General features: G+C 41.5%; 26 protein-coding genes and 1 riboswitch. Of the genes, 17 read left to right on the forward strand and 9 right to left on the reverse strand.

What is annotated here, in order from left to right; translation table 11 throughout:
• Positions 1-48: 48 nt before the first annotated feature.
• Positions 49-879, forward strand: a complete 831-nt coding sequence (locus AC0VZ5_RS01840; protein ID WP_475473986.1) for a sulfurtransferase — start codon at positions 49-51, stop codon at positions 877-879.
• A gap of 1 nt (position 880) precedes the next feature.
• Here the strand turns inward: AC0VZ5_RS01840 and AC0VZ5_RS01845 are convergent, their stop codons facing one another.
• The gene (locus AC0VZ5_RS01845; RefSeq protein ID WP_475473988.1) at positions 881-1,231 is read right to left on the reverse strand and encodes a DUF5522 domain-containing protein; all 351 of its coding nucleotides are present in this window, start codon (positions 1,229-1,231) and stop codon (positions 881-883) included.
• Between the two features lie 43 nt (positions 1,232-1,274).
• On the opposite strand from AC0VZ5_RS01845, the gene AC0VZ5_RS01850 reads away from it, so the two are divergent.
• The gene (locus AC0VZ5_RS01850) at positions 1,275-1,601 is read left to right on the forward strand and encodes a hypothetical protein (RefSeq protein ID WP_008115457.1); all 327 of its coding nucleotides are present in this window, start codon (positions 1,275-1,277) and stop codon (positions 1,599-1,601) included.
• Positions 1,602-1,714: 113 nt separating this feature from the next.
• On the opposite strand, the gene AC0VZ5_RS01855 is transcribed toward AC0VZ5_RS01850, so the two are convergent.
• Positions 1,715-2,683, reverse strand: a complete 969-nt coding sequence (locus AC0VZ5_RS01855) for a class 1 fructose-bisphosphatase (RefSeq protein ID WP_475473990.1) — start codon at positions 2,681-2,683, stop codon at positions 1,715-1,717.
• A gap of 154 nt (positions 2,684-2,837) precedes the next feature.
• Here AC0VZ5_RS01855 and AC0VZ5_RS01860 point away from each other — a divergent pair, with 154 nt between their 5' ends.
• Both AC0VZ5_RS01860 and AC0VZ5_RS01865 read left to right on the forward strand, forming a co-directional pair.
• Positions 2,838-5,267, forward strand: a complete 2,430-nt coding sequence (locus AC0VZ5_RS01860) for a zinc-dependent metalloprotease (RefSeq protein ID WP_475473992.1) — start codon at positions 2,838-2,840, stop codon at positions 5,265-5,267.
• 139 nt (positions 5,268-5,406) lie between these two features.
• A complete protein-coding gene (locus AC0VZ5_RS01865; protein ID WP_010390508.1) occupies positions 5,407-6,180 on the forward strand; it encodes a YggN family protein in 774 nt (257 codons plus the stop codon).
• 102 nt (positions 6,181-6,282) lie between these two features.
• On the opposite strand, the gene rsuA is transcribed toward AC0VZ5_RS01865, so the two are convergent.
• Positions 6,283-6,981, reverse strand: coding sequence for a 16S rRNA pseudouridine(516) synthase RsuA (rsuA, locus tag AC0VZ5_RS01870; RefSeq protein WP_475473994.1), 699 nt, complete (start codon positions 6,979-6,981; stop codon positions 6,283-6,285).
• Between the two features lie 58 nt (positions 6,982-7,039).
• Here rsuA and zapE point away from each other — a divergent pair, with 58 nt between their 5' ends.
• Positions 7,040-8,149 carry a cell division protein ZapE gene (gene zapE / locus AC0VZ5_RS01875; protein ID WP_475473996.1) on the forward strand — a complete coding sequence of 370 codons (1,110 nt, stop codon included), beginning with the start codon at positions 7,040-7,042 and terminating at the stop codon, positions 8,147-8,149.
• Positions 8,150-8,221: 72 nt separating this feature from the next.
• Here the strand turns inward: zapE and galE are convergent, their stop codons facing one another.
• Positions 8,222-9,238: a UDP-glucose 4-epimerase GalE gene (gene galE, locus AC0VZ5_RS01880; RefSeq protein ID WP_198522476.1), complete on the reverse strand. Its 1,017-nt coding sequence runs from the start codon at positions 9,236-9,238 to the stop codon at positions 8,222-8,224.
• Positions 9,239-9,489: 251 nt separating this feature from the next.
• Between galE and AC0VZ5_RS01885 the strand changes: the two genes are divergently transcribed.
• Positions 9,490-9,978 carry a DUF3016 domain-containing protein gene (locus AC0VZ5_RS01885; RefSeq protein ID WP_178954788.1) on the forward strand — a complete coding sequence of 163 codons (489 nt, stop codon included), beginning with the start codon at positions 9,490-9,492 and terminating at the stop codon, positions 9,976-9,978.
• A 62-nt stretch (positions 9,979-10,040) separates the two neighbouring features.
• Here AC0VZ5_RS01885 and AC0VZ5_RS01890 read toward each other — a convergent pair whose 3' ends face one another.
• A complete protein-coding gene (locus AC0VZ5_RS01890) occupies positions 10,041-10,331 on the reverse strand; it encodes a hypothetical protein (protein WP_010390514.1) in 291 nt (96 codons plus the stop codon).
• Between the two features lie 116 nt (positions 10,332-10,447).
• Between AC0VZ5_RS01890 and AC0VZ5_RS01895 the strand changes: the two genes are divergently transcribed.
• Complete coding sequence (locus tag AC0VZ5_RS01895) at positions 10,448-10,657, forward strand: hypothetical protein (protein ID WP_013463951.1); 210 nt, start codon at positions 10,448-10,450, stop codon at positions 10,655-10,657.
• On the opposite strand, the gene epmB is transcribed toward AC0VZ5_RS01895, so the two are convergent.
• Positions 10,654-11,667 (reverse strand): EF-P beta-lysylation protein EpmB, encoded by a 1,014-nt coding sequence (epmB, locus tag AC0VZ5_RS01900; RefSeq protein ID WP_178956829.1) that lies wholly within the window; start codon positions 11,665-11,667, stop codon positions 10,654-10,656. The two genes, AC0VZ5_RS01895 and epmB, sit on opposite strands and share 4 nt — an antisense overlap.
• Positions 11,668-11,707: 40 nt before the next feature.
• Between epmB and efp the strand changes: the two genes are divergently transcribed.
• Together efp and epmA are read left to right on the forward strand one after the other, a co-directional pair.
• Complete coding sequence (gene efp, locus AC0VZ5_RS01905) at positions 11,708-12,274, forward strand: elongation factor P (RefSeq protein WP_010390517.1); 567 nt, start codon at positions 11,708-11,710, stop codon at positions 12,272-12,274.
• Between the two features lie 60 nt (positions 12,275-12,334).
• A complete protein-coding gene (epmA, locus tag AC0VZ5_RS01910) occupies positions 12,335-13,309 on the forward strand; it encodes an elongation factor P--(R)-beta-lysine ligase (RefSeq protein WP_290170538.1) in 975 nt (324 codons plus the stop codon).
• Positions 13,310-13,579: 270 nt separating this feature from the next.
• Here the strand turns inward: epmA and AC0VZ5_RS01915 are convergent, their stop codons facing one another.
• Positions 13,580-15,679: a TonB-dependent receptor gene (locus tag AC0VZ5_RS01915; protein ID WP_475474747.1), complete on the reverse strand. Its 2,100-nt coding sequence runs from the start codon at positions 15,677-15,679 to the stop codon at positions 13,580-13,582.
• A 102-nt stretch (positions 15,680-15,781) separates the two neighbouring features.
• Here AC0VZ5_RS01915 and AC0VZ5_RS01920 point away from each other — a divergent pair, with 102 nt between their 5' ends.
• From AC0VZ5_RS01920 to AC0VZ5_RS01955, 8 genes are all read left to right on the forward strand, one after another.
• Entirely contained in the window at positions 15,782-16,180 is a 399-nt protein-coding gene (locus AC0VZ5_RS01920; protein WP_131690427.1) for an acyl-CoA thioesterase, read from the forward strand.
• Between the two features lie 115 nt (positions 16,181-16,295).
• A complete protein-coding gene (locus tag AC0VZ5_RS01925; protein WP_283235058.1) occupies positions 16,296-16,694 on the forward strand; it encodes an META domain-containing protein in 399 nt (132 codons plus the stop codon).
• A gap of 98 nt (positions 16,695-16,792) precedes the next feature.
• Positions 16,793-16,899: riboswitch (TPP riboswitch) on the forward strand.
• A gap of 140 nt (positions 16,900-17,039) precedes the next feature.
• Complete coding sequence (gene thiC / locus AC0VZ5_RS01930) at positions 17,040-18,992, forward strand: phosphomethylpyrimidine synthase ThiC (protein WP_475474002.1); 1,953 nt, start codon at positions 17,040-17,042, stop codon at positions 18,990-18,992.
• Between the two features lie 103 nt (positions 18,993-19,095).
• On the forward strand, positions 19,096-20,097 hold the full coding sequence (locus AC0VZ5_RS01935) for an FAD-dependent oxidoreductase (protein WP_178954794.1): 1,002 nt from the start codon (positions 19,096-19,098) through the stop codon (positions 20,095-20,097).
• A 6-nt stretch (positions 20,098-20,103) separates the two neighbouring features.
• Positions 20,104-20,298, forward strand: coding sequence for a sulfur carrier protein ThiS (thiS, locus tag AC0VZ5_RS01940; protein ID WP_171039615.1), 195 nt, complete (start codon positions 20,104-20,106; stop codon positions 20,296-20,298).
• Positions 20,299-20,303: 5 nt separating this feature from the next.
• Positions 20,304-21,095 carry a thiazole synthase gene (locus tag AC0VZ5_RS01945; RefSeq protein WP_178954796.1) on the forward strand — a complete coding sequence of 264 codons (792 nt, stop codon included), beginning with the start codon at positions 20,304-20,306 and terminating at the stop codon, positions 21,093-21,095.
• 21 nt (positions 21,096-21,116) lie between these two features.
• Positions 21,117-22,643: a thiamine phosphate synthase gene (gene thiE / locus AC0VZ5_RS01950; protein WP_475474004.1), complete on the forward strand. Its 1,527-nt coding sequence runs from the start codon at positions 21,117-21,119 to the stop codon at positions 22,641-22,643.
• The gene (locus tag AC0VZ5_RS01955) at positions 22,627-23,403 is read left to right on the forward strand and encodes a HesA/MoeB/ThiF family protein (RefSeq protein WP_138607094.1); all 777 of its coding nucleotides are present in this window, start codon (positions 22,627-22,629) and stop codon (positions 23,401-23,403) included. The genes thiE and AC0VZ5_RS01955 overlap by 17 nt, the downstream gene beginning before the upstream one ends.
• Before the next feature lie 224 nt (positions 23,404-23,627).
• Here AC0VZ5_RS01955 and asd read toward each other — a convergent pair whose 3' ends face one another.
• Both asd and rsgA read right to left on the reverse strand, forming a co-directional pair.
• Complete coding sequence (asd, locus tag AC0VZ5_RS01960) at positions 23,628-24,494, reverse strand: archaetidylserine decarboxylase (RefSeq protein ID WP_464710251.1); 867 nt, start codon at positions 24,492-24,494, stop codon at positions 23,628-23,630.
• Positions 24,495-24,508: 14 nt separating this feature from the next.
• On the reverse strand, positions 24,509-25,567 hold the full coding sequence (gene rsgA / locus AC0VZ5_RS01965) for a small ribosomal subunit biogenesis GTPase RsgA (RefSeq protein WP_055012291.1): 1,059 nt from the start codon (positions 25,565-25,567) through the stop codon (positions 24,509-24,511).
• Positions 25,568-25,593: the final 26 nt, after the last annotated feature.

Raw genomic sequence — 25,593 nt, forward strand, 5'->3', positions numbered from 1 at the left:
GGCTGTAATAATATATAGCTATTTCATTTCCTCAAATTTGGCAAGATGATGAAAAATATAGTCAGTGCACAATGGTTACATGCGCGTTTAGAGCAAACTAACTTAGTTATTTTTGATGCAGGTATGCTACGCCCCTCAGCTGCAGGGGAGTATTCGCCAGTTGCTATGCTACCTAAAGCACAACGATTTGATATCAAAAAAGAACTCGCAGATACCTCAAACCCATTACCCAATACCTTGTGTAGTGCAGAGCAATTTACTCAGGTGATGCAAAAAGCACGAGTGAATCACGATTCACTCGTGGTGATTTATGAAGATGCAGGGTTATTCAGTGCAGCTAGAGCCTGGTGGATGTTTAAAGCCATGGGATTTAGTAACGTTAAAGTGCTCAGTGGCGGTTTAGCCAAGTGGCTTGAACTTGGGCTTGTGGTTGAGTCAAATTATACACAAGCATCACTAAAAGGCGACTTTATTGCTCATTACCAACCTGGTTACTTTATTGATAAAAAGCAGGTACTAAGTGCTACTGAGGATGCCAATACGGTCATTTTAGATGCGCGTGCTTATGAGCGCTTTACGGGTAAAAATAAAGAGCCAAGAGCGGGTATGCGCAGCGGCCATATTATTAATAGCTACTCGCTACCTTTAAGTAGTTTATTAGAAAATGGCGAGGCAAAATCACTCGACTTTATACAAACACAGTTTAGTGAATTAGTCGGTAATGCAACCCAGATACAGTTTAGCTGCGGTTCGGGGGTTACTGCCTGTGCGCTTGCACTGTTCGCTGATGAATGCGGATATAATAATTTAAGTGTTTACGACGGATCGTGGAGTGAGTGGGGCGCTGATAGCTCACTGCCTATTGCAGTGGGTGGCTAATTTAATTATAGGGACAATTTTTACACCCGTTTTTGCAGCAAGTACCACGTTTTAAAAAATACCACTTACTAAACACCATGTAATTATTCTGCATGATGTAATCTAACCCTTCAATTAAATTATCATGGCTTCTAAATTGTTTAGCAAAAGCGATTTGAGCTTTTATTGGTTGAGTGTATATAGTCTCTAAATAGTTATTTATTTTAGCAAGAGTACATAAGCGGCATAAGCAGCTGGTTGCTGTATCATCGAGTGGTAAAATAGCAGGTAACTGATAACACCAACATGCGGTTATATCATTAACATTACAGTTAAGCGTTGTATTACATTGGCTGCAGTTTATCTGGGTCATTTTAGGTCTTATTAACAGTAGAGCAGCAAGAATAACAAACATTATGAATATACAAAAAGCATTGGCTGAATTTATTACATTTGGCGAGCAAAGAGATAGTGCCATTAGTGTGATTGTTTCAACCGCAGCAAGCAATAAAATCTACCTGTACACACTCACAAAGCCTGTACTAATTAATGTACTTACGCGTTGTTTCAATAAAGAAATTGATATTGACGATTTACAGCTGTGGGCAAATGTTATTGAGTCGCGAGATGACATAAATTGCGCTGAGCATGAAGGCGTTATTTACGCGCTAAGTAATAGCGAGCAAATGGGCGAGTTGACTCATCAAAAGCTCGCACAGTTGTTAAAGCTGCTACAACAGTAGCAGGTGGTTATCAGAAAGTATGAAAGGTTTTAAGCAACAGGTTTCAGATGTTAGTAACCACTACAGGGCTTATCTCTAGCTGACAACTGAAACCTAAAACCTGTTCTTAAAGTTTACTTATGATAGCTCAAGCAAGTTTCCACTTCGTCTTTAGAGCCTAAAATAACCGCAACTCGCTGATGGATAGCATCAGGCTGAATATCCATAATACGCTCAGTGCCTGTTGAAGCAATACCACCTGCTTGCTCTACTAGCATTGCCATTGGATTTGCTTCATATAGTAAACGTAGTTTATTAGGTTTATTAGGATCTTTAGTGTCAGTTGGGTAAGTAAATAAACCACCACGGCTAAGTACACGATGAACATCGCCAACCATTGCAGCAATCCAACGCATATTGAAGTTTTGAGCGCGAGGGCCTGCATCTCCGGCAAGTAAGTCATTAATGTAGTTTTGCATCGCTGGTTCCCAGTGGCGCTGGTTAGAGGCATTAATTGCAAATTCATTAGTTTTAGCAGGAATAGCGGCAAAATCTTGAGTAAGTAAAAAGCTACCTTGGGTTTTATCTAAGGTAAACATGCGTGTACCTTTACCCGTTGTTAGCGCAAGCATAGTTGATGGGCCATACAGTACGTAACCTGCAGCCACTTGTTGGTGCCCAGGTTGCATAAAAATCTTTTCATCAGCAGCATCTGAGCCCACAGGTGCTTTCATAATAGAAAAAATAGTACCTACAAGTGAGTTAATATCGGTATTTGACGAGCCATCAAGTGGATCAAATGCAACAATGTACTCGGCATCTGGGTTACCGGCAACAGTATAATCTTCTTCTTCAGAGGCAATCGCTTTAACTGTGCCTGACTCCAGCAATATATCTTTTAATAACTGATTAGACAGTACATCGAGTTTCTTTTGTGTTTCGCCTTGAATATTTTCATCGAGGGTTGAGCCTAATACGCCCGATAATTCACCTTGACCGACGCGAAATGAAATTTCTTTACATGCCGCTAAAATAGTACGAATTAACGACAAAAGTTCTCTTGAACAGCCATCTTCTAGTAATACTGGTGGGAGTCTACGCATTCTTTTTTCCTGATAACGTGTTAAAACTAATCATAATGTGAGAGAGATTAGTTTAGAGCGCTGAAATTCGTCTTAAATAACTGTATTGTATAAATAACCCCCTATAATGGGGTACCTACATCGCATTTAAAACGCTAATAACAAAGATAAGATTATGCAAAAAATATCACGATTAAGTTACATACTCTTTACTGTGCTGCTCTGTATGATAACTCAAGCGCACGCAGCAATTAAGTCTATTGACGAATTTACTGAAAAAATGAACCATTTCCCTGGTTATTTTTCTTTCTTTTACGATACCCAAAACGGCAATGTGTATTTAAAAGTTGATAAACTTGAGCAACAATTTTTACTACAGCATAGCTTGCCTTATGGCGTTGGCTCTAACGACATAGGTTTAGATAGAGGCCAATTAGGCGGTACCTATTTGGTACAGTTTGAGCGCTTTGGCAACAAGGTGATGTTACGTGCCGTAAATACTTACTACCGTGCAAACACGAATAATATAGCAGAGCAGCAAAGCGTTAAAGAAGCGTTTGCATCCAGCATTTTGGCGGGTTTTAAAGTTGTCGCTCAAGATGACAATGCTGCATTAATAGATTACACCCCTTATTTACTGAGTGACGTACACGGCGTAAGCCGTACTTTAGCTGCGCGCAAGCAAGGGCAGTTTAGCCTTGATGAGTCACGCAGTGCGGTATTTATGAATCGCTCAAAAGCATTTTTGAAAAATACTGAACTTGAAGCCATTCTCACCTTTAAAGGGTCTAAACCAGGTAAATACGTTCGCCAAGTGAGTGCTGATCCTTACGCTTTGAGTGTGCACATGCACCATTCACTTATTCAACTGCCTGATGATAATTACACGCCACGAAAATTTAGCCCGCAATCGGGTTATTGGAGTGTGGAGCATAAAAATTATGCAGCAGGGCTCGATGAGTCTATGTATGTGCGTTACATTCCGCGTCATCGTTTAGCAAAAAAAGATCCAAGCCTAGCAGTTAGTGAGCCAGTAGAGCCTATTGTTTATTACTTAGATCCAGGGGTACCTGAACCAGTAAAAACGGCTTTATTAGAAGGCGGGCAATGGTGGAATGACGCCTTTAATGCAGCAGGCTATAAAAATGCCTTTAAAGTTAAAGTGCTACCAAGTAATGCAGATCCTATGGATGTGCGCTACAACGTTATTCAATGGGTGCATCGTGCAACCCGAGGTTGGTCTTATGGCAGTTCAATTATAGACCCACGTACAGGTGAAATTATTAAAGGCCATGTGACACTAGGGTCGCTGCGAGTGCGTCAAGATATCCTTATTGCTGAATCACTCGCTGCGCCTTATTTAAAAGGCAATGAAGTGGCAGGTACTTTACATGCAATGGCACTTGATCGTATTCGTCAGCTCAGTGCTCATGAAATTGGTCATACACTGGGTATTGCGCACAACTTTGCTGCGTCAGTAAATAATCGAGCTTCGGTGATGGATTATCCGCATCCGTTATTGAGCTTTGCAGATAATGGTCAGTTAGACGTATCTGATGGTTATGCTAAAGGTATGGGCGCATGGGATACGCAAGTGATCAAATATGGCTACAGTGACTTTACCGGCAAAGATGAAAGCGAAGCACTCGCTGCTATTTTACAGCAAAATAAATCGCTAAGTTTGGCGTTTATTTCTGACAGTGATGCCCGTGCCAAAGGTGGAGCGCACCCTACAGCGCATCTTTGGGATAATGGTGGTAATCCAAGTGAAGAATTACTTAGAGTGCTTGATGTGCGAAAGCAGGCGCTTGGGCAGTTTGGTATTAACAATATAAAAACTGGGGTTGCACTGTCGCAGTTAGAAGAAAAGCTAGTGCCACTTTACTTGTTCCACCGTTATCAAGTTGAAGCGGTTGCAAAGCTTATTGCGGGCGTTGATTATGACTATGAAATTCGTAGTGACGCACCCGTCAAAGGCGCCCAAGTTGTAGCTAAAGAGGCTCAGCAACAAGCAGTTAACGCTATTTTAGCCACCCTAAAAGCAACTAATTTAACGCTGCCAGAGTCGATACTGTCTTTGATTGTACCAAAGGCGTATGGCGAGTCTAAATCACGAGAAAGTATAGTGGGTCGTACCGGCTTAACTATGGATGCACTTGCATTGCCTGAAGTGGCAGCGCAGCATAGTCTATCGCTATTACTTAATGCTCAACGATTAAATCGATTAGCACAGCAGCAAGCACGTGATAACCGCTTTTATAGCTTAGATGAGCTACTTAAACAGTTAAATAAGCAAGTGTTTAATGTATCAGCGCCTGCCACTATGACAGGAAAAGTAACACAACGAGTACAGTACCTAACGGCAAAAACCATGGCTGATCTTGTGGCTAACGACGGTTTAAGCCCTGAAGTGCAAGCGCAACTACATTTCTATTTAAGCAAGCTTGCTGATGAGTTTAATCAGCATTCTTTGCTAGGCCATCCTGAAGTGGGTGACAGTGCATTTAAAAATTATTTAGCGTCGCAAATTAATCAGTTTTTAACAACAGGGCAGTGGCCTGACAATTTTAAAGCCCTGCCAATACCACCAGGCTCACCTATTTAATAGTACAAGCCAGAGGATAAAGGCGCTGTGTAAACGTTACGTTTCATGGTGCCTTGTTTTTAGGGTGTTACTTTTGCTTGCATAAAGTTGGTTTTTTGTTAATCTAGCCACCCCCTATTTTAGTCTTTTTGAGGTGTTTATGGCGTTTTTATCTCGTTCGATATTGGCGTTATCAATGGCACTTTTAAGCTCCAATGCAATCGCACAAAAACAATGTGATGTTGAACTTCGTCATGGTTTAATTATTACCGATGATGTGATCCGTATTGTTGATAAAGGCCAAACTAGGGTGCAAATTAACAATAATAATCAACTGTTTATTCGAGGCTACTGGGTCGATTTAAGCACCGATGAAAGCAAAGTGCTAGAACAATTTAGCAATGGTATTCGTCAAACAGTTCCTGAGCTGGTTGATTTAGCGACTGATGGCGTTAACCTAGGACTCAGTGCTATTGAGCATGTTGTTGAGGGCATGTCAGATAAAGAACCCGAAGTGCTAAAAACGCAATTACAATATGTAGAGCGAGCACTCATGGATAAGTTTAAGCGTGGCGATGACTTCTTTTTTATAGCCCCTCAATCGCTTTCCCAAATTGATGATTTTTTTACTAAAGAAATTAGCCAAAAAATACACTCTGCTGTGCATGGCTCTTTGGGTGCTATTTTAATGTCGCTCGGGGATGCGTTTAAATCTCGAGAAGGCAATATAGAAGACCGCATGAACGACATGGGGCAACGCATGGATATCATTACCAAAGAAATCGATAAGTCATTGCAGAAAAAAGCCCACCAATTAGAACTTAAAGCCTCTGAATACTGTGAATGCTTAAATTCTCTAGATATTACTGAGTCTCGTCTGCAAGCCATTGTACCTGGAATGACAGACTTTGATTTAGTACAAATTAAATCGTAAGGACAGGGATTAAGCAAGATTATAGAAGGCAACGAGCCTAGAGCAGTAGATGAACAGCCCTAATCTCGTGGCCCGAAGCCATTTCATAACACCTAAACAACCTTACAGTTTTATCTCTGCGGCAGATAATGGGCGGTATTCACCTGCAGCCAAATCTTCACCTAACTTTATACCCGCAATTTGTTCACGATGTAGTTCAACCACTTTGTTATCTACCGCTGCTAGCATACGTTTTACTTGGTGATACTTACCCTCAGAAATAGACAAGCGCAAACCATAATTCCCCAAACGTTCAGCAATAGCAGGGCGAGTTAAATCTTTTTCATTGTGTAACTGCACACCATCACGTAATTGCTGCAGTGCATCATCGGTAATCGGCTCTTGGGTTTCAACCAAATAGGTTTTAAACTTATTCTTTTTCGGCGAGGTAATTTTGTGTGACCACTCGCCATCATTGGTAATAAGCACTAGGCCAGTGGTGTCTATGTCTAAACGCCCAGCAATGTGAAAGTCGGCCATGTTTGGCTCATCAAGCAAATCAAATACGGTTTTGTGTAACTCATCTGAATTAGCGCATACATAACCTACCGGCTTATTGAGCATAAAGTAGCGTTTACCTAAAAACACTAATGGCTGATCATGAAATAACACGTCATCTTGCTGAGTAACTTGAAAGTCGAATGCCGTGATCACCTCGCCATTAACGCTAGCCGCTTGGCTTTTTATTGCTGCGCGGGCTTTTGAGCGTGGTAACTCTGCTAAATGGCTAATAAATTTATCTAAACGGCAAGGAAATTTCATGTTGTTCACATTTTTAGTCGGCTACAATGGCCGCGAGTATAGCGGATAGTGAAATACCATGACAGAGCCCAGCACAGAAATTTTAAGCCTATACCATAGCAAGGTTTCATCAGGAGAGCTTGATTTCGATGCGGCGCAGCACCAAGCCGTGAGTGCGTTACAGTCTTTAAGTGAGCAATTAAATCAGCCTGCAAGCTGGTGGCAAAAAGCACCTTCAATAAGGGGAATATATTTATATGGCCCGGTTGGTCGAGGTAAATCTATGTTGATGGACTTATTTTATGAAAACTTACCCACAGAGAAAAAGCAGCGCCTGCACTTTCATCATTTTATCGAAAAAGTTCATGCTCAATTGGCCAAGTTACAAGGGGATAAAAATCCGCTGCAAATAATTGCTAAACAGTGGGCCAAAAAGATAAAAGTGCTGTGCTTTGATGAGTTTTTTGTTAGTGATATTGGTGACGCCATGATCATGGCTCGGTTATTTAACGCTTTATTTGAAAAAGGCGTGGTGCTAGTAGCAACCTCTAACGCAAAACCCGAGCAACTTTATTACAACGGCTTGCAACGCGCGCGATTTTTACCAACTATCGATTTAATAAATGCGCATTGTCATGTAATTAACGTAGCGGGGGAGGAAGATCACCGCTTTAGATACGGCAGAAGTAGTCGTCATTATTTTATTAACTTGCCCGATGCTGAATTTGAGGCTGGGTTTTTATCCGCACATTCTCAAGCAATGCGTAATAATACAATAACTGTGCATGGCCGAGTGCTTCCTTATTTATTAAAAACTGACGATGCTTTACTGATTGATTTTATGGCATTGTGCTCAGGCCCTCGGAGCGCCAATGACTATATGTTTTTAGCAGAACAGTTTTCGGTAGTATACATCGCGAATGTGCCAATAATGGGAAAAGAGGCAACTGGTAAAGTTATTGTGCATGGTATAGAAGATAGCTATCAGCGCGAAAATCAGCAGTTAGATGAGCATACTTTCGATGATGAAGCTCGGCGCTTTATTGCCTTAGTCGATGAGTTTTACGATTGCCACAAATTACTGGTAATTAATGCCCAGGCCGACATAAACGAGTTATACCAAGGTAAAAAGTTAAGTTTTGAATATGCGCGAACCCAGTCACGGATTGTAGAAATGCAAAATTGGTAAGTACAACATTAAAACACCGCATTTAATTTAAATGCGGTGTTTTAATTTTAAGCTGATAACTTAAAGAAGCCTTTATGACTTATATCCATTTGGATTATTTGATTGCCAGCGCCAAGTATCTTGCATCATGACATCAATACCGCGCTCGGCTTGCCAGCCTAGTTCACTAAGCGCTTTTTCTGGCGCAGCATAACAGGATGCAATATCACCAGGGCGACGAGGTGACACCGCATAAGGGATAGCTTGGTCGCTAGCCTTAATAAACGCATTGACCATTTGTAATACTGAATAGCCGTTACCGGTACCAAGGTTATAAATAAGTGCGCCGGTTTCTGCGGCTATTTTATCAAGCGCTTTTAAATGCCCTAAGGCTAAATCTACAACGTGAATGTAATCGCGTACGCCAGTACCATCTACCGTGTCGTAATCATCGCCAAATATAGCGAGCTGCTTTAATTTACCAACCGCAACTTGTGAAATGAAAGGCAGTAAATTATTAGGAATGCCATTAGGATCTTCACCAATTAAACCTGACTCATGGGCACCAACAGGATTAAAGTAGCGCAAAATAGCAAACGCAAAGCGCTCATCTGATTTAGCGATATCTTGCAGCATCATTTCAACCATTAGTTTAGACGTACCATATGGGTTGGTTGTACCGCCAACGGGGAAGTCTTCGCGTATTGGTAAGCTTGCAGGGTCACCATAAACTGTTGCAGATGAGCTAAATACCAGTTTAAACACACCCGCGTCACGCATAGCATCAACTAGTGTTAATGTGCCTTGTACGTTATTTTGATAATACGCGATTGGTTTTGCTACCGACTCACCAACCGCTTTTAAACCTGCAAAATGAATTACACTATCAATGTTATGTTTTGCAAATACTGAGTCTAAAAAGGATTTATCTAAAATATCACCTTGATAAAAAGTAATTGCTTTACCGGTTATTTTTTTCACTCTCTCAAGTGATTCTTCAGAGGAGTTACTTAAGTTATCGATAACGATAACGTCGCTGCCTTGCTGTAAAAGTTCTAAAACGGTGTGTGAGCCAATATAGCCTGCGCCACCGGTTACTAAAATTGCCATGAATGCTCCTTGGAAACCTCTGTTCAATTACCCTAATTTCACCATAAATAATGAGTTTTTACATGTATTATTTTATTTGCTTTGTAATAGTATGATCGTAAACCGTACTTTCGATTACATTTTGTGCAATTTTAATAACACCTCAGCGTAAAGATTAAGTTATAGTTCATATGTAATTGCTAAAGTGATGTATAGCGATTTGTAAAATATTCAATTGATCACAATGATCAAAATACTCGTTGGAGAAACGTATGAACTTAGTTAAAAAAATAGCAATGTTGATGTGTATAGCACTACCGAGTGTTGTTTGCGCGGGTGAGGCTCAAGTGAAATGGCATGACTTTAATGATTATCGCGATGTACGCCCATCCAACCAAACTAAAGGTTCATACCATAAGCAAATAGCCAAAAGTATTGATGAACACTTTGCAAAGCTCAGCGAGCAACTTCCTAAAAACTACAGTTTAAACATTGAAGTCACCGATTTAGATTTAGCCGGAGACGTACGCTATGGCGGTGTTAACGAAATCCGAGTGGTTAAACCTATTCACTTTCCACGCATTGAATTTAATTATGTGCTTAGTGATGAAAGTGGCGTTGTCGCACAAGAAGATAACGTAAGCTTAAAAGATATGGGTTTTATGGATAAAATCAAAATGGGTCGAGATGAAGCATTTTACTACGAAAAACGCTTATTAACAGAGTGGTTTGGTGAACAAATTTTACCGCGTATCAAGTAAGCTAAAGCTAATAATGCAAAGCATCTACTTTGGTAGACGCTTTGCAAAGCAGTCGCTCATTTTTATTTAAAGGTCGCTAACAAGGTTAATAAGTTTTGTAGTTTAATAACTGCTTGTTTTAGCTTTTCTTCGTCTAAACCGTCGCTTGATAAGCTTTCTACATCAGCGGCAACGTCTAAAACGTACGGCTTAAAGCGTTTAGCTTCAAAGCTAAATCCAGCGTCCTCGGCAAATAAGGCTTTAAATTTTCCGTGGCCTTGCTGTTGTAACTCATCGAGTTTTTTATCAGCATCAAGCGCCTGACGGTAAACAATTTTTAAGTTGGCGTTGAGTTGTTCAATTATAGAATCCATGGTTTTCCTAAAGCTTAGTGCAATGTTGCCGATAAATACTTAAGTGGGTTGGTAAAGTAATTTACCAATTCAACGGCTATAATACGTGTATTACATTTAAATGTCAGGTGTGAGTTATGAATATATCAGGTGGAAATCTACCTACAATCCCTGGTGCAGGCCAAGGCGCAGAGGTTTTAACTGCTGCTTTATCTAAAAAGCAACAGCAAGCTGATGGCGCCGCTGCACTTGCGCTTATTGAAGGTGCTACACAAACCTCAAGTGCACAAACACCGGCTAAGTCGGTTACTGCAACACTTGGGAATAATGTAAACGTTTATGTTTAAACCAATTTGAGGTCGATAGGGGTTTTACTTTTTTGGCCTCCTATTTCTCTAACTAGTTTAGGCACTAAAAATCCTGGCAGGGTCTCTAAAAGCTCTGCCATTATTTTTATGGCTTGTGCCTCATCTATATCAAAATGACTTGCGCCTTCTACTTTATCTAGTAAGTGTAAGTAATAAGGCAATACATTTGCATCAAACAACGCTTCACTTAAGTTTATTTGCGCATCAACTGTATCGTTCACGTCTTTTAAAATAACCGCCTGATTTAATAGCAGTACATTGGCTTGTTTTAGCATGTTCATGGCGTTTTTAAAGTCACTATCTATTTCGTTAGCATGGTTAATATGATTCACGAATATAATTTTTAGTGGTGACTTTGCTAATCTTTCACATAATTGTTCAGTAATGCGTGCAGGGATCACAACGGGTAAGCGGCTGTGTATGCGCATCCGTTTTATTTGTGGTATTTGCTCAAGTTCATCTAAAAACCAACTAATAGCATCGTCTTTGGCCATTAGTGGATCGCCACCACTTAAAATCACTTCGTTAATATTTTTATCAGCTTTTATATAGCTCAATGCATCAATAAGGCTGCGTTTATTTAACTGGTTTTCTTGATAAGGAAAATGGCGTCTAAAGCAGTAGCGGCAATTTACCGCACAACCAGTTTTAAACATGACTAAAACACGCGACTTATATTTATGTAACAGACCTGGTTGATTGTTATCTTGCTCAAGTAGCGGATCTTTATTAAACCCCGACTTAGTTAAAAATTCTTGATGGCGAGGCATAACTTGCAGCAATAAAGGATCATTTGCATCGCCATGACGAATTTTTTTTATAAAAGGCAATGGCACACGAACAGGAAACAAGCTACGAGCTTTTATGTCGTTTTCATGGACTTGGCTCGATAAACCAACCATTTCTAACAACACTTTTGGGCAGGTAACTACATTTGCTAATTCTTTTTGCCAGTTTTTATGCAAATTTGCTTCATTTCTTTGTATCATTGGCACGTAGATTACTCGAAAAATATAAATAGAGGAAACGATGGCGAATTATAGCACCAACGAGTTCAAGGGCGGCCTAAAAATTATGATGGACGGCGAACCTTGCAGTATCTTAGAAAATGAAATGGTAAAACCGGGTAAAGGCCAAGCGTTTAACCGTGTTCGTATCCGTAAGCTTATCTCTGGCAAGGTACTTGAAAAAACCTTTAAATCGGGTGAATCGGTTGAAGGTGCTGATGTAATGGATACCGATTTAGCGTACCTATATACAGACGGTGAATTTTGGCATTTCATGAACAATGAAACATTTGAACAAATCGCTGCTGACGAAAAAGCACTGGGCGATGCTGGAAAATGGTTAGTTGAAAACGATGTATGTACTATTACATTATGGAACGGCAGCCCAATTGCTGTAACTCCACCAAACTTTGTTGAGCTTGAGATCACTGAAACTGATCCGGGCCTTAAAGGTGATACAGCGGGCACGGGTGGTAAACCAGCAACGCTTAGCACAGGTGCTGTAGTACGTGTTCCATTATTCGTACAAATTGGCGAAGTAATTAAAGTAGACACTCGTAATGGTGAATACGTGAGCCGTGTTAAGTAAGCAGCAACGCGTCTTATTAATTAAATCCCGGCTTAAGCTGGGATTTTTTTTGGAGAAAATATGTCAGCAGATCTTTGGAAGCCGAGTGCCAGCATAGAAATACTTAAGCAACGCGCAGCAATTATGCGCAGCATTCGGGAATTCTTTTATGAGCGTAATGTAATGGAAGTCGAAACACCGAGTTTAAGTGCTGCCAGTGTAACCGATGTACATTTAGCCAGCTTTAATACTACATTTGTGGGCCCAGGCCATGCTGGTGGGCTACCCCTGTTTTTACAAACATCTCCAGAGTTTGCGATGAAACGCTTGTTAGCGGCCGGCTCAGGCGCTATTTTTCAGCTTTGTAAGGCATTTCGAAATGAAGAAGCGGGCAGTCATCATAATCCTGAATTTACTATGCTCGAATGGTATCGGCCTGGGTTTGACGAATTTGCTTTAATGGACGAAATAGATCAGCTGATGCAGCTCATTCTTGAGGTTGCTCCTGCAGAGCGCGTTACCTACCAAAAGGCATTTGAACGCGCGTTAGGGGTCGATCCATTAACTGCCTCTATCACGCAGTTACAACAACTCGCATGCGAACATGGCTTTGCTGATATTGCTAAAAACGAGACTCATAAAGATACCTTGCTGCAATTATTATTTTGTATGAAAGTAGAGCCGACTATTGGCCAAGAAATTCCCTGTTTTGTGTATCACTTTCCAGCATCACAAGCGGCACTGGCACAAATTTGTGAACACGATGAGCGAGTAGCAGGGCGCTTTGAGTTGTATTATAAAAATATGGAACTGGCTAACGGCTTTAATGAGCTCACTAATGCTAAAGAACAAGCAAAAAGGTTTAACGAAGACAACACCTATCGTGCTGCTAACAGCTTAAAGCAAGTTCCTATTGATACGCGTTTAATTGCGGCATTGGAACATGGTTTAGAGCAATGTGCGGGGGTTGCATTAGGGATTGATAGACTCGTGATGCTAGCAACCAATAAACAAAAAATAAAAGAAGTGATTGCGTTTGATGTGGCAAGAGCTTAGGTGAATTATCGCTTCGGGTGACTGGCGACGAGCTTCGGGCGGCGAGATTCGAGCTGATGTGCGTTCCCGCCTATATAAAATCTAAATACAATGCTTGGTTAATTTTTTGCTGACCGCCAAAACCTGAAGGCTACATTTTTAACTGTACTTTGCTTTAACCATTTGGATTGCGTGCGCTGCATCAAGCTACTCGCCTACACAAAACTAAAACACCGCGTTTGCATTAAACGCGGTGTTTTCTATTCTCGAACTGACAACTGGTTCGCTGTATTACAGATTAAGTGTAAACGTAACGCCGGCTACACGTGGCTCACCTAGTTGAATATAAGTTTGGCTTGTATAGCCATCTAACGGATTGTTACCAAATTCAAAACCGCGAGTTGGAACGGTTTCATCAAACACATTACGTGCCCATGCACGAACTGCCCAGCTTTCAGCCTCGTAACCAAGGCTTGCATTCACTAAGTTTGTATTTGGAGCCTGTGCATTATGGCTGTCTGAGAAGTAATAATCATCTTTACCTTCAACACCTAACATAGCATATAGCTCATCAGTAACATTGTAGCGTGCACTAAATGCGTATTGATATTTAGGCGCTTGTGCTTGTTCGCGGCCATCTTGGTTTAAGCCCGATTTAGTCACAAAGTCGTTTATTTTCGTATCTAAATAGCCAGCACTACCACTAATGAGTAAATTATCAGTAAGTAAGTAGCTACCTTCAATTTCAAGGCCGTAGTTGCTACCAGAGCTGGCATTGGCGACATAACCGGTAAATTGTTGATCTGATACTTGCCACGACTTTAATTGAATATTATCGCGGTGCATATAAAAAGCAGCTAAACGCAGAGTAAACTTGTCATCTAGTGATGAGCCTTTAACACCAAACTCACCACTCCATAAGTACTCTGGATCAAAGCTGGTATGCTGTTTGAAAAAATCAGCATCTAAGCTTAAACCTTCATCTTTTGCTTTTGCTAGCGCTTCTGAATTAATACCACCGGCTTTGTAACCGCGGGTGATACTGGTATAAATCATAGTGCGGTCAATAACTTGGTATTCAAGTGCAATTTTACCACCGAGCATAATATCATCAGTTTCTTCAATAAAGCCGTTACTATCGGTGTAATCACCTTGATATTGCTCAACTCGTAAACCAGTAATAAGCGTAGTTTTTGGGCCTATTGATGTGGCTAATTGGCCATAAGCTGCAATGTTATTAGTTTCATAGGTTGAAGCAAACGGATTGGCTAACCACGTATATTGACGCTCTAAATCCACATCACGGTTTTGATAGTAAATACCCGCAACCCAGTTACCTGCTTTACTAGTAAATTTCAGGTCGAGCGCTTGATCATCACGATCGCGGCTATAAATATCTGTTGAACTATAACCATAAGGATGTAAACCGGCGGCACATAATTGCGGCTTATTAGTATCGTTACACACCCAGTCTTCATCAAAGCTATAAAAAAGTTCTGTATCAATAGCTGAAAGGTTTAAGCTCACATCAAAGGCATCAAAACCAGTGTAAGTATTATTCAGGCCAATAGCATAACTTTGTTGATTATCTTCGCCTGGTTGATCAGCAAGGCTGTTGCGAGAATTATCAAGAGTAAATGCATCGTAACCGTTATTAATATCAATATAATGCAGGTTAAGTTCTGAATTTAAATGAGCTGTAAGCTGGCTGTTTAATTTAAAGCGTGCAACTTGCTCATCTTGATCTTGAGTGGGTTTATCTAAATAAATATTATCGACGTAGCCGTCAGACTTTCTGCGAAAGTAGCTAACGCGGGCACTAGTGTCATCTGTTAAACCTGTACTAGCAGCAAGGCCTGCTTCGTGGCTGTTATAAGTGCCGGCACCTAAATGTAACTTTAAGCTAGGGTCGCTGGTTGCACTAGCTGATTGCATTTGGATCATGCCCGCCATACCATCTGCACCAAAACGTGTACCTTGAGGACCGCGGTAAATTTCTACTTGGTCAATATCAAACAATAATGAACTACCACCTAAGCCTGAATAATTAATACCGTCAATTACTAAGCCCACAGATGGATTTATCGGGTCAACAAACTGCGAGCGTAAACCAACACCGCGAATTTGAATATAACGACCGCGAGACGCACCAGCAGCAAAGTTTACATTGGCTGCACTGGCTAACATTTCGTCTAAATATGTTGCACCACGTTGATTCATTTCATTTTCAAAAAATAAGCTGGCACTGGCGCTTAATGTTTGAATGCTTTCTTGCTGAAAGTCACCGGTAACAATGATTTTCTCTAGTTCGGTGTCATCTGCGTTAGCATATATAGGTGCTGCGAACAGGGGTAATAACGTGGCTGTAATTAAAGACAAACGTAGGTTCATTAGGTTACTTAACTCCATTTTAGGGACTCGTATGGTAGCAATTATTTCAACACTTGTGCTATAAACGCGACAATTATACGTTAAATAATTGGGATTACTAATATGGCCTTTAAAGTAGACTTTAAGGTGCGCGACTACGAATGTGACTTACAAGGTATTGTAAATAACAGTGTTTATTTTAATTATCTTGAGCACGCTCGCCACGAGTTTTTATACGCACACGGCGTTGATTTTGCACAGCTTGCAAAAGATAAAATTAACTTAGTGGTGATGCGCAGTGAAATGGATTACAAACATTCCCTATTGCCTGGAGATGAGTTTTATGTGGCGGTAGAGCCTGTGCGTATTAGTCGTCTTAAGTTTGCATTTAAACAAACGGTAGTGCGCAAACAAGATGAAAAAGTGATGCTCAATGCCTTAGTTATTGGTACATCAGTTAATGAAAGAGGTCGTCCATTTTTACCACCACAGATAGATGACTTATTCCAAGCCGTTGCATAGTTTTAAATAGCATGAATTTTAAACAAAAATTTACATTTAAAATATGCATTTTTAACGGATAAACCTGACAAATATTGATACTATTACATTAATTAGACACTAAGTTTGTAATAACATGAAATTAGCAGCAATACCGATGCTTATAATCGGTTTATGTGTTGGTTGCGCATCAACAGGGACAGTTACCACTGAGCAGCTAAAATATACACAATGGCAATTATCAAAGGTTGATGATTTGGCCATTCCCGCGTCCTTTAAAGCATCAATGAGCTTTATCGATGCGCTACAAATAAACGGCTTTACCGGATGTAATAAGTTCTTTGGTGAAGGCTCACTTGAAGACAGTAGCCTGAGCGTAAGCAAATTAGGTATGACACGTAAATCATGTGGCCCTGAACTGGATGAGTTTGAACAACAGTTTTTACAGGCTCTGCAGCAAGGTGCAGTGCTTAACATGCAAGACCAAACATTGGTAATGCAAGCTGAACAAAAATTTGTGTTTATCCCAAAATAATTTTTGAGTTTTGAAAAACAGCCCCTTGCAGGGAATTTTCAACTGGCGTACACTCGTCGCAGATTTGATCAAAACATTATCAAATCAACGAACAATTCAAATACTTGTCGGAGTGCCTAAGTTTTATTTAGGCTGAGATCGCGAAAGCGGGATCCGTGAACCTGATCAGGTTAATACCTGCGTAGGGAACAAGCTGCCTAACTAGGACGCTTGTGCGTCTTTTTTATGCGCACAAAAAAGCAACCTCCGTCTTAGGCCGCAAAGTCGCATAAAGCTACTTTACGATCTTTCTCTATTCCTCAGCGGAATATCTGACAAGACAACCCTTTAGCAATGAGGTAAGTCATGTCAAATACAACAAATAAAGCCACCCGTCGCGAAACTCGTGCGGCCGCATCAGATTATATTTATAACTTAACCGGTCAGCCGTTTCCAAGCTCCCATAAAGTATACGTTGCAGGTAGCCAGCAAGGCGTACGTGTGGGTATGCGTGAAATCACATTGAGCGATACTTTTATTGGTGGTGATGAACAAAACCCAGTGTATGAGTCAAATGCACCACTGCGTGTTTACGATACATCAGGCCCGTATACTGATCCTGAATTTAAATTGGATGTGCGCAAGGGACTTAATAAATACCGTGAACAATGGATTGAGAGCCGTAATGATACCGAAGTACTCGAGGCGGTAACCTCACAGTTCGCACAGCAGCGTATGGCTGATGATGGGCTAGATCATATTCGCTTTGAACATTTACCAAAAATTCGCCGTGCAAAAGCAGGTAAAAATGTCACCCAAATGCATTATGCCCGCCAAGGGATAGTCACCCCAGAAATGGAATATGTAGCGATACGTGAAAACATGGGGCGCGCGCAAATACGTGAAGAGTTACTAGCTGCGCAGCATAAAGGGGAGTCGTTTGGCGCGAGTATTCCTGAGTTTATTACTCCTGAATTTGTTCGCGATGAAATTGCTCGTGGACGCGCTATTTTACCTAACAATATTAATCACCCAGAAACCGAGCCTATGATTGTTGGTCGTAACTTTTTAGTTAAAGTTAACGCCAATATAGGTAATTCATCAGTGGGTTCATCTATCGAAGAAGAAGTAGAAAAAATGGTGTGGTCAACCCGCTGGGGTGCCGACACCGTAATGGATTTATCAACAGGACGTTACATTCACGAAACCCGTGAATGGCTGGTACGTAATTCGCCAGTCCCTATTGGTACTGTTCCAATTTACCAAGCACTTGAAAAAGTCAACGGCGTAGCAGAAGACCTAACCTGGGAAATATTTCGCGATACTCTGATTGAACAAGCAGAACAAGGCGTTGATTACTTTACCATTCATGCTGGTGTGCTATTGCGTTATGTGCCAATGACAGCAAAACGCGTAACCGGTATTGTGTCACGTGGTGGCTCAATTATGGCTAAATGGTGTTTAGCGCACCACAAAGAAAACTTCTTATACACTCACTTTGAAGATATTTGTGAAATTTTAAAACAATACGATGTGTGTTTTTCACTCGGTGATGGTTTACGTCCGGGTTCTATTGCCGATGCGAACGACGAAGCACAATTTAGTGAGCTACGTACCTTAGGGGAGCTGACAAAAATAGCTTGGAAACATGATGTACAAGTGTTCATAGAAGGCCCTGGACACGTGCCTATGCATATGATCAAAGCCAATATGGATGAGCAGCTTAAACATTGCGACGAAGCGCCATTTTATACCTTAGGCCCACTGACCACAGATATTGCCCCTGGGTATGATCATATTACTTCGGGTATTGGTGCAGCGCAGATTGCTTGGTATGGCTGTGCCATGTTGTGTTACGTAACACCTAAAGAGCATTTAGGTTTGCCAAATAAAGAAGACGTTAAAGAAGGCCTTATTACCTACAAAATTGCCGCTCATGCCGCCGATTTAGCGAAAGGTCACCCAGGCGCACAAGAGCGAGATAACGCGCTATCAAAAGCGCGCTTTGAATTTAGATGGCATGACCAATTTAATATTGGTTTAGACCCTGTTCGCGCCCGTGAATATCATGATGAAACACTGCCGCAAGAATCAGGCAAAGTTGCGCATTTTTGTTCTATGTGTGGCCCTAAATTTTGTTCCATGAAAATAACCCAAGAAGTACGCGACTACGCCAAAGATCTAGAAGCGCGCGGTATTGATCCTAATAACGTGGGTGATGCCATTGAAATCAAAATGGTTGATGTAGAAGCCGAGATGAAAGCCAAATCTGAAGAGTTTAAGCAAACAGGCTCAGAGATTTACCATAAAGCAATATAAAATAGGTTGCGGGTTGCGAGCATCGAGTAGCGAAATGTTTATTTTAGCACCTTGTTGCTCGAAGCCAGAGACCCGCAGCTCGCAGCTAAATGTAGGAGTGTTTATGTTTTATAACATTGCTGTGGTGGGTTTTGGTTTAGCAGGGCGGTTGGCCGCGCTTGAGTTAAGTAAGCAACATCGTGTTACCGTATTTGAAGCCGATGATGAACATACTCAGAACAGTGCCGGTAAAGTGGCAGCAGCGATGCTAGCCCCCCTAGCTGAGTCTGTTATGTGTGAACGTGAATTGGCTTTAATGGGAGTGGATTCTATTACTCGATGGCCTGCTATTTTAGAACAACTAAATAGCGAGGTATTTTTTCAACAGCAAGGTACTCTAGTGGTTGCTCATCCGCAGGATAAAGGCGACTTACAAAGCTTTGCACAGCGAATCAAACCGTTACTAAATTTTAGTGCTCAAGCAATTAATGCACAGCAAATTGAGCAACTAGAACCTGAACTGGCTGGTCGATTTAGCCAAGGCCTATTTTTGCCCGGTGAAGCGCAGATAGATAACCAAGCCTTTTACAAAGCCAGTTTTAGGTTGCTAAATAAGCGCAAAGTAAAGTTTGTATTTAATCAGCGCGCCAGCATCTTTGATAACAAAGTGAATAATCGAGAGTTTGATTACATTATTGATTGTCGAGGGCTTGGAGCCAAACAAGATCAGCCCCTTCGAGGCGTGCGCGGGGAAGTGGCAAGACTCTATGCACCCGAGGTTAATTTATCTCGGCCAGTGAGGTTAATGCATCCGCGTTATCCTATTTATATAGCACCTAAGCCGAATCATGAATATGTGATTGGTGCCACCGAAATTGAGTCTCAAGATAGCGGGGCGGCAACGGTGCGTTCAACGTTGGAGTTACTTTCAGCCGCTTATACAGTGCACAGCGGTTTTGCCGAGGCTCGACTGTTAAATATTCAAACCGGGCTTCGACCTGCGTTTAGCGATAACTGCCCACAAGTTACACAATTAGGGCAGGTAATTAGTATTAATGGATTATACCGCCATGGCTACATGCTCGCGCCGAGTTTAGTTGCTGATGCTGTTGCCAGAATAGAGTGAGGAATGATGGATATAATAATTAATGGTAAAGCGCTCACCCTAACAAGAAGCGAACTAAAACAGTGTTTAATTGAGTATGGTGCTAAAGCACCGTTTGCAGTAGCCATTAATGGCCAGTTTGTACCTCAAGAGCAACATGCTAACTACACACTTAATGATGGTGATTGCATTGATGTGTTATCTCCGATTCAAGGAGGGTAACCATTATGTTACCTCCCGATAATATCACTATTTATGGCGAGCAATTTTCAAGTAGATTACTGATTGGCTCTGCGCTTTACCCATCTCCCGTGACGATGACTAAAGCAATTAATGCTTCAGGAGCGGATATTGTTACTGTGTCTTTACGTCGCCAGCAAAGCGTAGCTGCAGGAGATGATTTTTGGCAACTTATAAAGAATACAGGGCTCAAAGTTTTACCTAACACAGCAGGATGCCACAGTGTTAAAGAGGCCATTAATTTAGCTAAAATGTGTCGAGAAGTATTTGCTACCGATTGGATAAAGCTGGAATTAATTGGCGATGACTATAACTTACAGCCAGATCCTTTTGCTCTGCTTGAAGCCACTGAGATTTTAATTAAAGATGGGTTTAAAGTACTGCCTTACTGCACCGATGACTTAGTGCTTTGCCAACGTTTAGATGAATTAGGCTGCGAGGTGCTAATGCCATGGGGCGCGCCAATTGGTACCGGTAAGGGATTATTAAATAGTTATAACTTAAAGGCGATACGGGAGCGTTTACCTAACAGCACATTAATTGTAGATGCTGGGTTAGGTTTACCATCGCATGCCTGCCAAGCCTTAGAATTAGGGTATGATGCGGTATTATTAAATTCAGCCATAGCGGGCGCGGGTTGCCCTATTACCATGGGACGTGCATTTAAAGCAGCTGTTGAAGCAGGGCGCTTTGCTTATAACGCCAAAGCAATGCCAGAAAAAGACGTTGCGGCCCCATCAACCCCCACAATGGGTATGCCATTTTGGCATCAAACGTAAAAAATTAGGAAGTAGGTCATTATGAACAATGTAGTATGGACGATTGCGGGCTCAGACTCCGGCGGTGGCGCAGGTATTCAAGCTGATATTAAAGCAATGCAAAGCTTTGGTGTGCACGGTTGTACTGCGATTACCGCACTAACAGCACAAAACAGTTTAGGTGTTGAGGCGATTAATGCCGTCTCTACTGATGTGATTGAGTCGCAGTTATTGGCACTCGAAAAAGACATGAAAGCCAAAGTAATTAAAATTGGTATGTTAGCTAACGTGCAGCAAATTCAATTGATCAGTGAGCATATTAGCCATTACAAAGCGAAGTGGCCAACCCCGCCGGTGATTGTGTACGACCCCGTGGCTATTGCTTCAAGCGGTGACCTACTAACAGAAGAAGACACTGTAAGCGCGATTAAAGAATGCCTATTACCGCTGGTGGATGTAATTACCCCTAATACCCATGAAACACAGTTATTAACAGGTGTGTATTTAATTGGCCCCGCAGCAATTAAAGAAGCAGCAAGCAAACTAATGGCATGGGGTGCCAAAGCGGTGGTTATAAAAGGTGGGCATTGGGATTACCCAAGTGGTTACTGTATTGATTACTGCTCACAAGGTAGTGAAGAGTACTGGTTGGGTAATGAAAAAATTCAGGTTCCGCACAATCATGGCACTGGCTGTAGTATGGCGTCTGTTATTGCTGCATGCCTTGCAAAGGACTATCCGTTAAAAGATGCGTTTATTTTAGCTAAAGCCTATATAAACCAAGGTTTGAAGCAATCAGTTCGCTATGGCGAGGGGATAGGGCCGGTTGCACAAACGTCGTTTCCGACTGACCTAGCGCATTACCCTCAAGTGATTGAAGCAGGTAGTTGGTTGGGTGATGAGCTAGATTTTGATGTACCGCTTGATTTTAATATGGCAGCTGACTTTGCTGCGTGTGAAAGCAAAGCGCTTGGCGCTTATGCGGTAGTCGATAGCGTAGAGTGGCTAGAAAAATGCTTACAAAATGGCATTAAAACAGCGCAATTAAGAGTTAAAGATAAAAGCGAAGATGAGCTTGAACAATTAGTCGCAAGCGCGGTCGCTTTGGGTCAGCAATACAGTGCGCATGTGTTTATTAATGATTACTGGCAGCTGGCAATCAAACATGGCGCATATGGTGTGCATTTAGGACAAGAAGACTTTGAGAGCGCAAATTTAGCGGCTATAAAAGAAGCAGGCCTGCGACTTGGGCTTTCTACCCATGGCTTTTATGAAATGCTTCGGGCGCATAATTACCGCCCAAGCTACATGGCCTTTGGCGCTATTTACCCTACTACCACCAAAGACATGACAGGCCAGATACAAGGGCTTGAAAAACTAACTCGATTTGTGCCATTAATGCAAAGCTATCCTACAGTGGCTATTGGCGGAATTGATTTAGACAGGGCGCAAGAAGTTGCTAAAACGGGCGTGGGCAGTGTAGCCGTGGTACGTGCTATTACCGAGGCTGATGATTACGTAGAGGCAATCAATACCTTAAAATCGGTGATAAATGAGAATGCCTGCTAACATGCAAGCGCAGCAGCTCAGCGACAAAGAAACTCTACGTTATAGCCGCCATTTATTATTAAAAGAAGTGGGGCTTGAGGGGCAGTTAACACTTAAAGCGGCAACCGTTGCTGTGGTAGGTGCAGGCGGGCTAGGAAGCCCTGCGCTACTCTATTTAGCAGCTGCTGGCATTGGCACACTAATATTAATTGATGACGATACCGTTGAACTCTCTAATTTACAGCGGCAAATACTGTATAAAGTGAATCACTTAGGGCAGCAAAAAGTAAATGCAGCAGGGAAGGTGCTTGCGAGCCTTAACAATCAAATAAACATAGTGACTCACTCGCAAAAGTTGAGCGATGCTAACAGTGATGCACTATTCAGTAACGCCGATATCGTACTTGATTGCTCTGATAACTTTGCGACTCGTTACACCGTCAATCGTTTTTGCGTAAACAACAAAACACCACTAATTTCTGCAGCAGCGCTAGCAACCCAAGGGCAATTAATGGGCTTTGACTTTAGGCAAACAGATAGCCCTTGCTATGGCTGCGTATTTCCACAAAATGATGCTAACCCTGTTGTTAATTGCGACAATGCGGGCGTTATTAGTCCCTTACTTGGTGTAATTGGCTCTATGCAGGCACAGCTAACTCTTAATATGCTGTTAGGCCATTTTGGTGGGAGTTTGTTTATAACCTTTGACGCATTAAGCTTAAAGCAACAGCATTTTAAAGTAGTTAAAGATTTGAACTGTAAAGAGTGTGATGGGAAGTAAAAACTTTTACTTGCTCGCTTTTAATCTTTGGTGTCTTCTCATTTACTCCACTTTTTTCTCTTTGTGCAATAAAGTCTTAGGGAAGTTATACACAAAGAGGTTAAGAGGCCGCTACGCTTTAGAGAAACGTTATGAATATGTTCGTAACAGCAATCCCCACACCTACAGAAATTAAAAAACCGCGTTTAAATAACGCGGTTTTTTATTTCTAATTAACGATTTGTTTAATCGTTAATTTTTGCAAACGCAGTGCCTAAACGGGTTACCGTTTCAGGGCGTTGATCATCAAAAATATCGGCTTTATCTGCACCCCATGCAAGTACAACTGTTGAGCCTAATTTAAAGCGACCCATTTCTTCCCCTTTTTTAAGGGTGATCGCATTTTCGCCTTTAGTTGGGTAGTTCCAGCTAAACACATCACTGCCAGCTGGTGGAGTGACTGTGCCAGCCCAAATAGTTTCTATGCTGGCAACAATGGTTGCGCCTACAAGGACCATAGCAAGCGGGCCAATTTCAGTTTCAAAAATAGCTACTACACGCTCGTTACGGGCAAATAAGTTCGGTACGTTTTGTGCGGTAAGAGGATTTACCGAAAATAAATCGCCCGGTACATAAATCATTTTGCTTAGCGTGCCATCAATTGGCATGTGAATACGGTGGTAATCTTTTGGTGCCAAGTAAATAGTTGCAAATTTACCACCTAAGAACGGTGTTGTGTCGTCTTCTGAGCCACCTAACAACGCTTGTAAGCTGTAATCATGGCCTTTAGCTTGGATTAGTTGGCCGTCAACAATATCGCCAAGTTGGCTGATTGCGCCGTCAACAGGGTGAATAATAATATCGTCATCTTCAACCATTGGACGAGCACCGTCCTTTAACGGACGGGTAAAAAATTCATTAAAGGTTTTATAGTGAGCTGGATCAGAATATTTAGCCTCACTCATATTTATTTTGTATTGTTTAATGAATAGTTTAATTAATGTTGTTGTTAATGCGCCCGCTTTTGCAGCTGCAAGCTTACCTACTACACGAGAAATAAAGTGCTTTGGCATAGCATATTGCATGGCGATTTTAAATTTATCTAAACTCACAGGTTTTTCCCTAATTATACGCGAGGCGCACGCGCGCCGGCACGGCCATCGGCCATGGTTTCTAAAATACGGTGATAGCTTTCAAAGCGTAACTTTGAGATATCGCCATCAGCGACTGCTTGCTGAATTATACAGCCTGGATCGTTTAAGTGTTTACAGTCTCTAAAACGGCATCCACCTATAAACTCTCTAAATTCTTTAAAACACCAAGTGACTCGTTCAACATCTAAATGCCATAAACCAAACTCACGAATACCCGGTGAATCAATTAAATTACCGCCACTTGGTAAATGATGCAGACGCGATACTGTGGTGGTGTGCTGGCCTAGACCGCTGTTTTCAGACACTTCTTTAGTCAAAATTTCAGCATCCGGCAGCACTGTGTTTACTAAGGTAGATTTACCCACACCACTTTGGCCAACAAAAATATTGTTTTTGCCTACAAGTACTTCTTTTAATTCATTAATGCCTTCGCCGGTTATATTACTAACTAGCAGCACCTGGTAATTAAGTTTACGGTAAATATCGAGTATTTGTTGTATTTCGTTTAAACCAGTTTCATCAATTAAATCAATTTTATTAAGTACTAAAATCGGCTCAATGCCCATGTCTTCGCAGGCAATTAAATAGCGGTCGATAATGCTTGGCGTAAACTCAGGCAATACTGCTGATACCATTAAAATTTGGTCTATATTCGCGGCAATCACTTTTACACCGTCGTAAAAATCAGGGCGCGTTAACTGTGAACGACGTTCTTGAGTTGCTTCAATAACACCCGCTAAATCGCCTTCACTTACTTTTGCACGACGAAATAATACCTCATCGCCACATACTAAATTCGATACGGTACGGCGAATATTACAGCGAAGAACATCGCCATTTTGGGTTTCTACGTCGGCATGTTGGCCAAAGCGGCTAATAACAATCGCATTTTCCACTTGACCTAAATTATCTGTTTGCCACTCTTGCGCGCCGACTTTTGCCGGTTTTTTATCGGCATTCGATAAACGCTTTTGATGATTGGCCTTGATCCTACGGGATTGGCCTTTACTTAATTTTTTCTGTTTTGCCACTTGAGGCCTATAACCTGAGTTAAATG

The organism is Pseudoalteromonas sp. QJM3NY_12, assembly GCF_056173165.1.

What these genes read in the sequence shown, in the direction of transcription:
- epmA (WP_290170538.1), top strand. Translation starts at nt 12,335, where the DNA reads ATGTCAGCAGATCTTTGGAAGCCGAGTGCCAGCATAGAAATACTTAAG.
- AC0VZ5_RS01845 (WP_475473988.1), bottom strand. Translation starts at nt 1,231, where the DNA reads ATGACCCAGATAAACTGCAGCCAATGTAATACAACGCTTAACTGTAAT.
- AC0VZ5_RS01855 (WP_475473990.1), bottom strand. Translation starts at nt 2,683, where the DNA reads ATGCGTAGACTCCCACCAGTATTACTAGAAGATGGCTGTTCAAGAGAA.
- AC0VZ5_RS01945 (WP_178954796.1), top strand. Translation starts at nt 20,304, where the DNA reads ATGTTACCTCCCGATAATATCACTATTTATGGCGAGCAATTTTCAAGT.
- thiS (WP_171039615.1), top strand. Translation starts at nt 20,104, where the DNA reads ATGGATATAATAATTAATGGTAAAGCGCTCACCCTAACAAGAAGCGAA.
- AC0VZ5_RS01885 (WP_178954788.1), top strand. Translation starts at nt 9,490, where the DNA reads ATGAACTTAGTTAAAAAAATAGCAATGTTGATGTGTATAGCACTACCG.
- galE (WP_198522476.1), bottom strand. Translation starts at nt 9,238, where the DNA reads ATGGCAATTTTAGTAACCGGTGGCGCAGGCTATATTGGCTCACACACC.
- AC0VZ5_RS01865 (WP_010390508.1), top strand. Translation starts at nt 5,407, where the DNA reads ATGGCGTTTTTATCTCGTTCGATATTGGCGTTATCAATGGCACTTTTA.
- AC0VZ5_RS01925 (WP_283235058.1), top strand. Translation starts at nt 16,296, where the DNA reads ATGAAATTAGCAGCAATACCGATGCTTATAATCGGTTTATGTGTTGGT.
- efp (WP_010390517.1), top strand. Translation starts at nt 11,708, where the DNA reads ATGGCGAATTATAGCACCAACGAGTTCAAGGGCGGCCTAAAAATTATG.
- epmB (WP_178956829.1), bottom strand. Translation starts at nt 11,667, where the DNA reads ATGATACAAAGAAATGAAGCAAATTTGCATAAAAACTGGCAAAAAGAA.
- AC0VZ5_RS01895 (WP_013463951.1), top strand. Translation starts at nt 10,448, where the DNA reads ATGAATATATCAGGTGGAAATCTACCTACAATCCCTGGTGCAGGCCAA.
- AC0VZ5_RS01890 (WP_010390514.1), bottom strand. Translation starts at nt 10,331, where the DNA reads ATGGATTCTATAATTGAACAACTCAACGCCAACTTAAAAATTGTTTAC.
- AC0VZ5_RS01915 (WP_475474747.1), bottom strand. Translation starts at nt 15,679, where the DNA reads ATGAACCTACGTTTGTCTTTAATTACAGCCACGTTATTACCCCTGTTC.
- AC0VZ5_RS01860 (WP_475473992.1), top strand. Translation starts at nt 2,838, where the DNA reads ATGCAAAAAATATCACGATTAAGTTACATACTCTTTACTGTGCTGCTC.
- rsuA (WP_475473994.1), bottom strand. Translation starts at nt 6,981, where the DNA reads ATGAAATTTCCTTGCCGTTTAGATAAATTTATTAGCCATTTAGCAGAG.
- AC0VZ5_RS01850 (WP_008115457.1), top strand. Translation starts at nt 1,275, where the DNA reads ATGAATATACAAAAAGCATTGGCTGAATTTATTACATTTGGCGAGCAA.
- AC0VZ5_RS01935 (WP_178954794.1), top strand. Translation starts at nt 19,096, where the DNA reads ATGTTTTATAACATTGCTGTGGTGGGTTTTGGTTTAGCAGGGCGGTTG.
- AC0VZ5_RS01840 (WP_475473986.1), top strand. Translation starts at nt 49, where the DNA reads ATGAAAAATATAGTCAGTGCACAATGGTTACATGCGCGTTTAGAGCAA.
- thiE (WP_475474004.1), top strand. Translation starts at nt 21,117, where the DNA reads ATGAACAATGTAGTATGGACGATTGCGGGCTCAGACTCCGGCGGTGGC.
- zapE (WP_475473996.1), top strand. Translation starts at nt 7,040, where the DNA reads ATGACAGAGCCCAGCACAGAAATTTTAAGCCTATACCATAGCAAGGTT.
- thiC (WP_475474002.1), top strand. Translation starts at nt 17,040, where the DNA reads ATGTCAAATACAACAAATAAAGCCACCCGTCGCGAAACTCGTGCGGCC.
- AC0VZ5_RS01920 (WP_131690427.1), top strand. Translation starts at nt 15,782, where the DNA reads ATGGCCTTTAAAGTAGACTTTAAGGTGCGCGACTACGAATGTGACTTA.
- AC0VZ5_RS01955 (WP_138607094.1), top strand. Translation starts at nt 22,627, where the DNA reads ATGAGAATGCCTGCTAACATGCAAGCGCAGCAGCTCAGCGACAAAGAA.